The 12,238-nt window shown below is 43.1% G+C and carries 11 protein-coding genes; 2 read left to right on the forward strand and 9 right to left on the reverse strand.

All coding sequences use genetic code 11. From position 1 onward, the window contains the following. Position 1: 1 nt before the first annotated feature. From hflK to J5I83_RS05825, 6 genes are all read right to left on the reverse strand, one after another. Positions 2-1,177 (reverse strand): FtsH protease activity modulator HflK, encoded by a 1,176-nt coding sequence (gene hflK / locus J5I83_RS05800; RefSeq protein ID WP_304054093.1) that lies wholly within the window; start codon positions 1,175-1,177, stop codon positions 2-4. Further along, a complete protein-coding gene (gene hflX / locus J5I83_RS05805) occupies positions 1,164-2,375 on the reverse strand; it encodes a GTPase HflX (RefSeq protein ID WP_304054094.1) in 1,212 nt (403 codons plus the stop codon). The genes hflK and hflX overlap by 14 nt, the downstream gene beginning before the upstream one ends. Further along, complete coding sequence (gene hfq, locus J5I83_RS05810) at positions 2,368-2,613, reverse strand: RNA chaperone Hfq (RefSeq protein ID WP_304054097.1); 246 nt, start codon at positions 2,611-2,613, stop codon at positions 2,368-2,370. Before hfq ends, hflX begins: the two co-directional genes overlap by 8 nt. A 249-nt stretch (positions 2,614-2,862) precedes the next feature. After that, on the reverse strand, positions 2,863-4,374 hold the full coding sequence (gene ilvA / locus J5I83_RS05815; RefSeq protein ID WP_304054098.1) for a threonine ammonia-lyase, biosynthetic: 1,512 nt from the start codon (positions 4,372-4,374) through the stop codon (positions 2,863-2,865). 364 nt (positions 4,375-4,738) lie between these two features. Beyond that, entirely contained in the window at positions 4,739-5,737 is a 999-nt protein-coding gene (locus J5I83_RS05820) for a cytochrome-c peroxidase (protein WP_304054101.1), read from the reverse strand. A gap of 136 nt (positions 5,738-5,873) precedes the next feature. Continuing rightward, positions 5,874-6,434, reverse strand: a complete 561-nt coding sequence (locus tag J5I83_RS05825; RefSeq protein ID WP_304054158.1) for an RNA pyrophosphohydrolase — start codon at positions 6,432-6,434, stop codon at positions 5,874-5,876. 233 nt (positions 6,435-6,667) lie between these two features. On the opposite strand from J5I83_RS05825, the gene J5I83_RS05830 reads away from it, so the two are divergent. Together J5I83_RS05830 and J5I83_RS05835 are read left to right on the forward strand one after the other, a co-directional pair. Beyond that, positions 6,668-8,377 carry a proline--tRNA ligase gene (locus J5I83_RS05830; protein ID WP_304054102.1) on the forward strand — a complete coding sequence of 570 codons (1,710 nt, stop codon included), beginning with the start codon at positions 6,668-6,670 and terminating at the stop codon, positions 8,375-8,377. Then, positions 8,365-8,970 (forward strand): lytic transglycosylase domain-containing protein, encoded by a 606-nt coding sequence (locus tag J5I83_RS05835; RefSeq protein WP_304054103.1) that lies wholly within the window; start codon positions 8,365-8,367, stop codon positions 8,968-8,970. Before J5I83_RS05830 ends, J5I83_RS05835 begins: the two co-directional genes overlap by 13 nt. Positions 8,971-9,188: 218 nt before the next feature. On the opposite strand, the gene J5I83_RS05840 is transcribed toward J5I83_RS05835, so the two are convergent. From J5I83_RS05840 to pssA, 3 genes are all read right to left on the reverse strand, one after another. Then, positions 9,189-9,647 carry a TlpA disulfide reductase family protein gene (locus tag J5I83_RS05840; protein WP_304054104.1) on the reverse strand — a complete coding sequence of 153 codons (459 nt, stop codon included), beginning with the start codon at positions 9,645-9,647 and terminating at the stop codon, positions 9,189-9,191. 3 nt (positions 9,648-9,650) lie between these two features. Further along, a complete protein-coding gene (locus J5I83_RS05845; protein WP_304054161.1) occupies positions 9,651-11,183 on the reverse strand; it encodes a 2-isopropylmalate synthase in 1,533 nt (510 codons plus the stop codon). 243 nt (positions 11,184-11,426) lie between these two features. Next, positions 11,427-12,209: a CDP-diacylglycerol--serine O-phosphatidyltransferase gene (gene pssA, locus J5I83_RS05850; protein WP_304054105.1), complete on the reverse strand. Its 783-nt coding sequence runs from the start codon at positions 12,207-12,209 to the stop codon at positions 11,427-11,429. Between the last annotated feature and the right edge of the window lie 29 nt (positions 12,210-12,238).

Here is a 12,238-nt window from a genome sequence, read left to right on the forward strand (position 1 = left end):
TTTATCTTACCTCTCGTTCACGACTGCGGAATGACTCACGTGTACGCGCGCTCACATCAGGTGCTTCTGGAGCTGGTTGAGTTTGCATTGGCATGACCGGTCTTGGCGGTGTTCCGTCCATCTGGATTAATTTATCCAATGGGAGGTATAACAAGTTGCTTCCACTCTTCTGATCAACCAGAATTTTACTAGTATTAGCAAGCACTTGCTGCATCGTATCTAGATAGAGACGATCACGCGTCACGCCTGGTGCCTTACTGTATTCGGCGAGGACTTTCTCGAAACGGCTAACATCACCCTCTGCGCTAGAAATAACACGCTGTTGATATCCGCTTGCCTCTTCCAGTAAGCGCGCTGCACCACCTCTCGCCCTAGGAATCACATCATTAGCATAAGCTTGCCCTTCATTACGTTGCCGTTCTCTATCCTGTCCAGCCTTAACTGCATCATCGAATGCTGCTTGGACTTGTTCTGGCGGTTGTGCATTCTGCATCGTTACTCTATTAATAATAACACCTATCTGATAGCGATCCAGAATAGTCTGCATTATTTGCGTTGTGCGGGCAGTTACCTCCTCACGCCCCTCGTACAAAACAAAATCCATCTTGCTTTTACCGATAACCTCACGAATAGCCGTTTCAGCCACTTGCAGCACAGCAGTATCAGGATCACGATTATTAAACAGGAAGTTCTCAGGGCTATTTAAAATGTATTGTACTGCAAACTGAATATCGATAATGTTTTCGTCATCGGTCAACATCAACGACTCTTTCAGTACTTTGCTTCTAACATTGTTCCGGTAACCAATTTCAACTGTGCGCACCTGGCTAACATTGACAGTTTCCACTTTCTCGATCGGATAAGGCGTATGCCAACGCAATCCCGCCTGCGTGGTATCAACATGCTTACCGAAGCGAAGTACTACGCCGCGCTGACCCTCGTCAACAATGTAAAAACCGCTGCCTCCCCAAACAATCAGCAGCAGGAAGACGATGATCATGACATTTCCGGCACTTTGTTTTTTGGGACCTTCACCTCCAGTCCCTTCATCACCACCACCCTTCCTTCGGCCAAAAAGCTCGTTAATCCTTTTGCTGATGTTACGCAGTATGTCATCCAGATCTGGTGGACTAGAATTACCTTTTCTTCTCCCCCATTGCGGATCATTTAATCCCATGATAGTTTAATCCTTTCTCTCGTTCTAAAAAAGCTGTAGCACTACCATCGCTCACTCTCCCAACTTCCAAGAAGCTCTCTCTTAGGCTCACAGAATTCTGTGCAATCGCTTCTGCCAAAGCCTGTCTAATAAATTCTAAGCCTTCGCCCGTCCTAGCACTAAGCTGAATACACGTTATTCTACCATACTCATCCCGCACATAACTCGCAGTCCTGCTTGATTCTGCGCGATCAATTTTATTCAATATCAAAATTTGTGGAATAGCTTCGGCTCCAATTTCCTTAAGCAGCTTATTTACTTCCGCAATCTGCTCTTTGCGGCACGGGCTAGTTGCATCGACCACATGTAAAAGCATATCAGCCTGCACTGTCTCTTCCAACGTAGCACGAAATGCAGCAACCAGGGTATGAGGCAATTCACGAATAAATCCAACCGTATCTGAAATAACCAGATACCCGCTATTCGGAATAAATAATTTTCGTGTCGTCGTATCTAGGGTCGCAAATAACTGATCAGCTGCATATGCCTGAGCGCAGGTTAGACTATTGAACAGAGTTGACTTGCCTGCATTAGTATAACCAACAATAGATACAGACATAACTTTGGCGCGCTGTCGTGAGCGTCGCTGAACTTTTCGCTGACGCTGAACTTTTATAAGTTTTTCCTTCAAAAACTTAACTCTCTTAGCAAGTAACCGCCGATCCGTTTCAAGCTGCGTTTCTCCCGGACCACGCAAACCAATCCCTCCTTTTTGTCGCTCCAGATGTGTCCAACCCCGCACTAACCGTGATGCAAGATGCTCTAACTGAGCCAATTCAACCTGCAATTTACCTTCGCGACTTTTAGCGCGTTGCGCAAAAATATCAAGAATCAAACTAGTACGATCAATAACGTGGCACTGGAGTCGTTCAGTCAGATTTCGCTGTTGTATCGGGGAAAGATCATGATTAAATATCACCAGTGAGGCATTGGTTTGACTCAAAATTTGATGGATTTCATCAATCTTGCCACTACCAACATAGGTAGCAGGATCAGGCCGCAAACGCTTCCCTTCTACGACAGCCGCAACCGTAAGTCGATCACTTATGGCAAGCTGATGCAATTCTTCCAGGCTTTGTTTACCACTACCGCCTAGATCGAGACTTACTAAGATGGCAGTGTTATTCTTACTTGTTATGAACTCTGTGAGATCAGTCATCACGTCCAACGGATGTTTCAATTGGAATAGCAACAGCCCTCGCTGGAACCACTGTTGAGATAGCATGTTTGTATACCATTTGTGTAACCGAATTTTTCAATAGCACAACATATTGATCAAATGAATCAATATGTCCTTGCAGTTTAATACCATTGACCAAGTAAATCGATACTGGAATATGCTCCTTCCGCAGAATATTTAAAAATGGATCTTGCAGCAACTGTCCCTTTGCACTCATGAACAACCCTCCCTGTTTTATTTCTAATTATTTCTAATTTTAATTATTAGATAAGAGACTCTACTTTATTTTTTTAAGCAGATCCACATTCAACCAACAGGATTATTATCAAAATAAACAAATAGAAGAACTAGATATTGCAGCGTGACATTAACAAATGCAAGAAATGATTTAGAAAAAAGATCATATATTAAATTAAATAAAGTAGGAATGATGCAAATAGCGATCAAGTCTTAGGAATTCAAGTATTTATACTAAAAACAACTTATAGGCTGGGTTATTGCTTTCATCCCAATATCGATAACCGAGATTATCGAGAAAATTTTTGAAATCAGCTTTCTCATTAGGTGGCACCTCCATGCCCACTAATACACGTCCAAAATCGGCACCATGATTGCGATAATGAAATAAAGTAATATTCCAGAGATGACTCATATTATTAAGAAAATTCATTAATGCGCCTGGTCTATCGGGAAATTCAAAACGATAGAGAATTTCATTTTTGACCTCCCTTGAACGCCCTCCCACCATATGACGAATATGTAACTTTGCCATTTCGTTACCGCTCAGATCTTCGGTACTCAATCCACTTGCCTCCAGACTCCTGATCAGATTAAGCGCTTCCTCACGATTATGTATGGATACTCCAACAAATACATGCGCTTCTTTAGGATCTGCATAGCGATAATTGAATTCAGTTATGCTCCTAGTCCCCAACATAGCGCAAAATTTTTTGAAGCTGCCAGGTTTCTCGGGGATCGTAACTGCCATCACTGCTTCACGCTGCTCACCGAGTTCTGCGCGCTCAGAAACGTGACGTAAACGATCAAAATTCATGTTGGCCCCTGATGCTACCGCTACCAGGGTTTTATGAAGTAGCTTTTCTCGCTCGGCATAAGCTTTCAGTCCAGCAACAGAGAGCGCTCCAGAAGGCTCTAGGATGGCACGGGTATCTTCAAATACATCTTTAATAGCTGCACATATGGCATCTGAATCGATCAGAAGAATTTCATCGACCAACTCTCGACACAAGCGAAAAGTTTCCTTACCGACATGTCTCACTGCTACGCCGTCTGCAAACAATCCCACTTGCGCGAGTTTAACGCGCCGTCCTTTCTGCAGCGAACGGTGCATGGCATCGGAATCAACTGGCTCAACCCCAATAATCTTAGTATCCGGATATAACCTTTTTACGTATGCCGCAATACCGGAAATAAGGCCTCCACCTCCTACTGGCACGAATATGGCATGAATGCCTGCTCCATGCTGACGCAAAATTTCCATGCCGATTGTTCCTTGTCCTGCAATAACATCCGGATCATCATAAGGATGAACAAAAGTAGCGCGTTCTTGCTGTGTGATTTCCAACGCATGCTCATAAGCATCATTATATGAATCACCATAGAGTAGCACTGTTGCACCAAGCGCCATCACCGCATTAATCTTGATCTGAGGAGTCGTCACTGGCATCACAATCGTAGCAGAACACCCCAATTTCTGGGCAGCTAATGCGACACCCTGAGCATGATTGCCAGCCGAGGCAGCTATCACCCCCCGTTTGAGCGTGGCAGAAGACAACTTAGACATTTTGTTGTAAGCGCCCCGCAGCTTGAACGAAAACACCTGTTGCACATCCTCACGTTTCAAAAACACTTGATTATGAATGCGTGCTGAAAGATTGACTGCTTCCTCCAATGGCGTTTCTATAGCGACATCATAAACTTTAGCGGTAAGTATTCTTTCGAGATAATCATTCCTCATAAGATGACGCTCTAGAAAAGGTGTATGAAATTAAAATCATGAATTTACAAACGGGCACAGATTCTATCATGCTAAATAAATGAATTAGAGTTGACATGACGCCAAACCTCGTAATTATTCCCGATAAAGTAATATCGCCACTCATTGCAGATAGATGCTAGACCCAAGATGGCCTACTAGAATAATGCCATGAAAAAGAAAGACTTCACAAAGCAGCAGTCATGTCCGACAAGCTGACGTTCTTCCCGGAAATGGAACTGATAAATGAATACACAACTCACCCAAACCATCATGAGTCTGGGTGAATCACAGAGTATCTCAAATTCCAGATTACCCCTAATCTAAGTACATATTTTAAAGCTATTTATTCAAACGGCTGAGATCTTGGTGTTGCATTATTGGAAGGTGGCAAAATAGGTAATTTAAAATAAGGCTGCTTGCCAGTGAGTGTTTTCAAGAAAGCCACGATATTGGCAATCTCTTCTTTACTAAACTCCCGGTTCACTTGTATCTTACCCATGATGTCTACCGCTTCTTCTAAGGTTGCAGCACCACCATCATGGAAATAAGGGTATGTCAATTCTACATTTCGTAATGTAGGCACTTTAAAGACAAAACGGTCCTCTTCCTTGCCAGTAACATCCATCCGGCCTACTGCGGCATTACTTGTCTCATACGGTTTATAAACACCCATTTTTTCAAATGAATTTCCACCAACCGCTGGGCCATTATGGCATTTTGTGCAACCACCGCTTTTAAATAATCTATACCCATCCAATTCTGCTTTCGTCAGTGCGTCTTTATCTCCCTCCAACCATTTATCGAAACGGGAATCTGGTGTAACCAAAGTTTCCTCAAAAGCTGCGATTGCAGTAGTAATCCGATCTATATCTACTGCAGTCGAGTCAAAAGCCTTCTTAAATTGCTCTCGATATTGAGAAATAGAGCTAATCACTTTTACTGCCATATCGTGCGTAGAAGCCATCTCACCAGGGTTAGCAATTGGTCCACCGGCCTGTTCTTTGAGATCCTTAGCGCGTCCATCCCAGAACTGTGCAAGATTCATACTCGCATTCAAGACAGTAGGCGCATTAATCGGGCCTTGATGCCATTTATGACCAATAGATGTTTTGATATTGTCAGTGCCTCCCATGCTTAGGTTATGGCAAGAATTACAGGAAATGAAACCAGATTTGGATAATCTAGGATCAAAAAATAACATTTTTCCAAGCTCAACCATTTCCGCATTCTCGGGTTTTACCGGTTTAATGGGTTGTATCGGCTCATTGGCAGCAAATACATGCACGGACGTGATCATTATGCCAATCGATAATAGCGAGGCAGTTAGCGTACGCATCATCATTGAGAATCTCCTAAAAAACACGGCTGTAATGGCGCAGCCGGTTACGCCTGAATTTATCTTGTCAAAATATAAAATCTCAAAAAAATAAATAATTAACTAGAGCTGGCTACCACCTCATACTACAGGCAGGAACAAATTATTTTTGTGTTTTCACAGTAGTAGCAGTAATCTTTGAAGTAAATTGATCATCTTTCCCATAACCATAATCACAGCCCTGTCCAATGTTACAACCAAGTAAATGAGACAGTTCCATCAGCGCTTGCCGATAAACCTGACGTTTAAATTCAACCACTGAGTCAAGTTCTACCCAATATCTATTCCAACGCCACGCATCAAATTCAGGATGTGGACTTTTCCTGAGCGACACATCACTATCACGCCCAAGCAAACGCAGCAAAAACCAAATCTGTTTTTGTCCCTTGTAGCTCCTGCGCCATTCACGCCTTATCCAGCATTCTGGCACCTCATAACGCAACCACTCCCGGGTACGTCCCAAAATTTCTACGTGATAGGGCTGCAGCCCTACTTCTTCAGTTAATTCTCGATACATCGCCTGTGTTGGGGTTTCACCTGATTTGATGCCCCCCTGGGGAAATTGCCAAGAGTCTTGCTTGACACGTTTCCCCCAGAAAACTTCATTTTTTGAATTCAGTAGAATAATTCCAACATTAGGACGATATCCGTTACGGTCGATCATTTGATTCATCCGTCATTTGATACGTCAATTATTAGCCATTTTTCCATACTTTTTCCCAGATTAAAAGTCATCATCAAATAAATATCCGGGCGTACTTTTCTTTAATTTTCCCATTTCCCTCCTTCTTAACTATACATGATATGCCGCAATGAAATTAAACCGCATGGATAACTACCTTTTTCAAGGTAAAATTGTTCTTTCTAATATATCGATAAAATAGACGGAATCAATATATGCGTGTCTCTCAATTCTTTATTTCAACGCTCAAAGAAGCACCAGCAGAAGCTGAACTAATTAGCCATAAGCTAATGCTACGAGCAGGCCTCATCAAACGCCTTGGAAGTGGATTGTATAGCTGGATGCCTTTAGGTTTGAGGATACTTCGCAAAATCGAGCACATTATCCGCGAGGAAATGAACAAAAGTGGCGCGATTGAACTTTTAATGCCTGCAGTTCAACCTGCAGAACTATGGCAAGAAACTGATCGCTGGGACGTATTCGGCCCGCAAATGCTGAAAATCCAGGATAGACATGAACATGATTATTGTTTTGGTCCTACTCACGAAGAGGTGATTACCGATATTGCTCGCAAGGAAATAAAAAGCTATCGTCAATTACCTTTGAATTTTTATCAGATCCAAACCAAATTTCGCGATGAAATCCGGCCTCGTTTTGGCGTCATGAGAGCCCGTGAATTCATCATGAAAGATGCCTATTCGTTTCATACTGACCTGAAAAGCTTGGAACAGACCTATCGTTTAATGCATGACACTTATAGTCGCATATTTACTCGTATCGGCCTGAATTTTCGTGCCGTGGCAGCAGACACCGGGGCAATGGGTGGCAGCAATTCACATGAATTCCATGTACTCGCAAATTCAGGTGAAGATGCAATCGCTTTCTGTGCTAATTCAGATTATGCCGCCAATATCGAGCTGGCCGAGGCTCTTTTCTCTGAAAGATCTCGCGCTGCACCCAACGGCATCATGCAAAAAATTTCAACACCTGACCAAAAAACATGCGCAGAAGTTGCCAGCTTCTTGGATATCCCCATACAGAAAACCGTAAAAACACTAGCCGTTACTGCAGATAACCAATTTTACCTCTTATTGCTGCGCGGCGATCATCAATTAAACGAAACAAAAGTCAGAAAGATTCCTTTCCTAAACAATTTTGAACTGGCAACGGAAGAAAGAATTTTAGCAGAAACCGGTTCTCGACCAGGCTATATCGGGCCAGTCGGATTAGAAAAATACATTATTGCTGACAAAACTGTCATGACAATGAGTGACTTTGTCTGCGGTGCGAATGTGGAAGGGTTTCATCTCACGCATGTTAATTTCGAACGCGACCTGAAATTACCTGATCATGTTTTTGATATCCGTAATATTGTTACAGGTGATCCTTCTCCGGACGGGAAGGGCATACTGGAAATTTGCCGAGGGATCGAAGTGGGTCACATTTTCCAATTACGCACCAAATATTCTGAAAAGATGAAAGCCACCTACCTAGATGAAGCCGGCCAGACAAGAGTCATGGAAATGGGGTGTTATGGTATCGGCGTATCACGTATCGTCGCTGCGGCTATCGAACAAAATCATGACGAACACGGTATCATCTTTCCAATTGCCATCTCCCCCTTTCAACTCGCTATCATTCCTATCGGTCTAAAAAAGAATCCACAAGTCCAAGCTGAGGCAGAAAAACTCTACCATGAACTTTCTGCTGCTCACATTGAGGTACTCATGGATGATCGTGATGAACGTCCCGGCGTCATGTTCGCAGACATGGAATTAATCGGTATTCCACATCGAATCGTTGTTGGTGAGCGCGGCCTAAAAGAAGCCATTATTGAATATCGCGGTCGACGTGATGAAACATCCCAAATGATTCCACTAAAAGACATTACTCCATTTATCATTTCAAAAATATGTGGAAATTGATCAGTCTCATACTATCTTTAGCACCCCAAATTGCTCAGGCAGGCGCTCAGATTTATGAGCTAATGTCTGCCAGCACCCGAACTGTTTTGCAAAAAGCTGTCAGTGATCAGGCTATTTCGCATTTTATTACCCTCTCCACAGCAGACAGCAAAATTTGGCTTGTTACCATGTCTGAACGATTGAAAAGACACATGCCTAATCAAAGTGAACGTGAAGCGTTTCTTACCACCGTTCATTATGAAGCGACTCGTGCCGGCCTCGATCCACAATTGGCATTGAGTCTTATCCAGGTTGAAAGCGGTTTCAGAAAATACGCCATATCTACCGCAGGTGCGCGCGGCTATATGCAAGTCATGCCGTTTTGGGTCGATACCATTGGCAGCAAAGAGCACAACCTTTTTCATCTACGTGTCAATCTACGTTATGGTTGTACTATTCTGCGCCACTATCTTGATATCGAGAAAGGTGACTATTTCCGTGCACTCGGTAGATACAATGGTAGCCTGGGACAGGCCCGCTACCCACAGCAAGTATTTAGTGCCTGGCGCAAATATTGGCACTATCCCGTAAACCAGGAGATGGCACAAAATTAGCAAAATCTCTACTCAGGATAAAAATCAGTTGTATTTTCCAAACCAACACTCTCTAACCCAAATATTTCATAAATTCGCGTGATGATCACACAGAGTTCTGATTAATAGGAAGGTTTTGAGAAGGAGTGGTGTAGTGATTCATACACCCGATGGAGCAAAGTCTTTCTTATTAATCAAAAGGCAAGTGAGAGCACGTGTCAATTTATGAAATATTCGGGCTAATAGCTTTGAATGAATTTCTCAATATCCTCACGCGTGAGCAATCCAATCTTTCTCGCTGCAGGCTTACCCTCAGGGTCAAATAGATAGGTGCTAGGCAACATCGATAACTCATCAAGCTGCGAAGCAATCCATCTATCTCCCAATACGATTGGATAAGGAATCGACAAAGCCTCAGCATATTCCATCACAGTCTTACTATCTTCATAATCCATCGCAATACCGAGGATCATGATATTGTTCCGGTCTTTGTAAAGCGAGATGAGATCAGGAATCTCCTTCAAGCAAGGGGGGCACCATGTTGCCCAGAAATTTACCAGTACCCACTTTCCTCTATAATCGCTCAATTGATGTATTTTTCCTTTACTATCCTCAAATTTGAACTGGAATTCTTCTGCCTGCACGCAGAAAGATAGAAAATTCATTACAAGAAATAAATAAAGGAAAAAGTGTTTCATTTCTCACACCTGCGGATGGGCTCTCTCAAGCTTGCTATACAGTTTATTCAATGCACTTAGATAAGCTTTGGCGGATGCGACAACAATATCCGTATCTGCTCCGTGGCCATTCACAATTCTACCGGTCTTCTGCAATCTGACAGTTACCTCCCCTTGCGCATCTGTCCCGCTGGTAATGTTATTAACCGAAAATAATTGTAAATCAGCACCGCTATTCAATATCTTTTCAATTGCACGGTAGGTTGCATCAACCGGGCCGCTCCCATCAGACTCAGCATGCAGCTCATTATTTCCATCAGCGATCACCACGCGTGCAAAAGGCACCTCCCCTGTCTCACTATGTGCTATCAGTGAAAGCAAGCGGTAATGCTCCTCTGGAGCGTGTACTTCATCTGAAGCCAGTGCATGCAGATCCTCATCAAAAATCTCATGTTTTTTGTCTGCTAAATCCTTAAAGCGCATGAACATGATATTCAGCATTTCTTCCGATTCAAGTTCAATTCCAAGTTCCTTCAACCGAGTGCGAAACGCATTCCGGCCTGAATGCTTGCCAAGTAACAATTTATTTGTCCCCCAGCCAACATCTTCAGCACGCATGATCTCATAAGTTTCACGATGTTTGAGCACACCATCCTGATGAATTCCCGATTCATGGGCAAACGCATTGGCGCCAACAATAGCTTTATTAGGTTGTACTGGAAAGCCAGTGATTCCTGAAACCAGCTTACTGGCCGGAACGATATGAGTGGTATCAATTCGCGTATCGCATGTAAAAAAATCCTGCCGGGTACGCACCGCCATGACAATTTCCTCAAGCGCAGCATTTCCAGCACGCTCACCCAGTCCATTGATAGTACATTCCACTTGTCTGGCACCATTCATGACTGCCGACAGCGAATTGGCCACAGCCAAACCTAGATCATTATGGCAGTGAACGGAAAAAACCACTTTATCTGAGTTAGGGATACGCTCACGTAATGTGCGGATAAGCTGACCAAACTGATCTGGCATGGTATATCCCACGGTATCGGGAATATTTAGTGTCTTTGCCCCTGCATCGATCACCGCCTCCAAAACACGACAGAGAAAACTGATTTCAGAGCGACCCGCATCTTCAGGAGAAAATTCAACGTTGTCGGTATACTGGCGCGCCCATTTTATTGCTTTAACTGCTTGCTCGATTACTTGCTCTGGCGACATACGCAATTTATTCTTCATATGTATTGGCGAAGTAGCAATAAAAGTATGGATGCGCGCCACATTGGCGCCACGCAATGCTTCGCCAGCGCGGATGATATCCGCTTCAATCGCACGAGCAAGTCCACAAACTGTACTATCCTTAACTGTGTCGGCTACTGCCTTGACTGCCTCAAAATCTCCATTGGAAGCCGCTGGAAAACCTGCCTCAATAACATCTACGCCCATACGCTCAAGTTGACGAGCAATACGCACTTTCTCTTCTTTTGTCATGGATGCGCCTGGGCTTTGTTCACCATCGCGCAAAGTTGTATCAAAAATTATCAAATGATCTCGCATCATTTTCTCCATCAAATGGGGTCTAAAATAAAGATTAAAAAATTCAGATTACGAATTTTTTAGATTATTAATAAGAGAGAAGCGGAAGAAAATATTGAATTTAGCGCCCAAGGCGCAGCAGATAGCCTATTGAGTGCAGCAAGGCTAAAGAAAAGAAGTCTCGGAAAATTGAGTAGTAACTTGTAATCCTGTTCATAGAAGAAAATATAAAGCGTTTTTTATATTTCTGCAACAGTAAGATCGCTACGTCATATTCTGATTTTGGATTTCATCACTCTTTTTTCTTTTACCTAGCAACCATAGCTTCATGAAATAGCCCGAAAGCGCATAGAGTGAAAACAGACCGAATAGCACAACTGGCGGGTGACTCGGTATTAATACAAAAAAGAATAATAGCAATAATAAAATCGAGAAAAAAGGCACCCGTCTACGCAGATTAAATTCTTTCCCACTATAATATGGCAAGTTACTTACCATGGTAAGCCCAGCAAATAAAGTTATTGCCCACGCTACCCACTTGATGTCCGCACCTTGTATTTGAAAATCCAGTGCCACCCATATCAATCCAGCAATGAGCGCAGCTGCTGCCGGACTGGGTAATCCTTGAAAAAATCGCTTATCAACTACTTCTATATTGGTATTAAAACGTGCTAGCCGTAAGGCAGCACAAGCGCAATAAATAAATGCTGCTATCCAACCCAATTTGTCCATGTCTTTCAATGCCCACTCATAGACGACCAGCGCAGGTGCAACTCCAAAAGAAACCATATCCGACAAACTATCATACTCTGCGCCAAATTCACTTTGGGTATGAGTTAGACGTGCTACCCGCCCATCAAGACCATCCAGTACCATCGCAATGAAAATAGCGATTGCAGAATGCTCATAGTTACCATTCATCGCCTGCACGATGGCAAAGAAACCCGCAAACAATGCCGCTGTAGTAAATAAATTTGGTAATAGATAAATCCCTCTCCGTCTTAGACGGGATTTAAGCACAAAGCGAGCTGAGTTTGGTTCATGCATTTCAGTATGAACTACTTAAAAACCCCTGT

It is taken from the genome of Nitrosomonas communis, assembly GCF_024102715.1.
Taxonomy (GTDB): domain Bacteria; phylum Pseudomonadota; class Gammaproteobacteria; order Burkholderiales; family Nitrosomonadaceae; genus Nitrosomonas; species Nitrosomonas communis_B.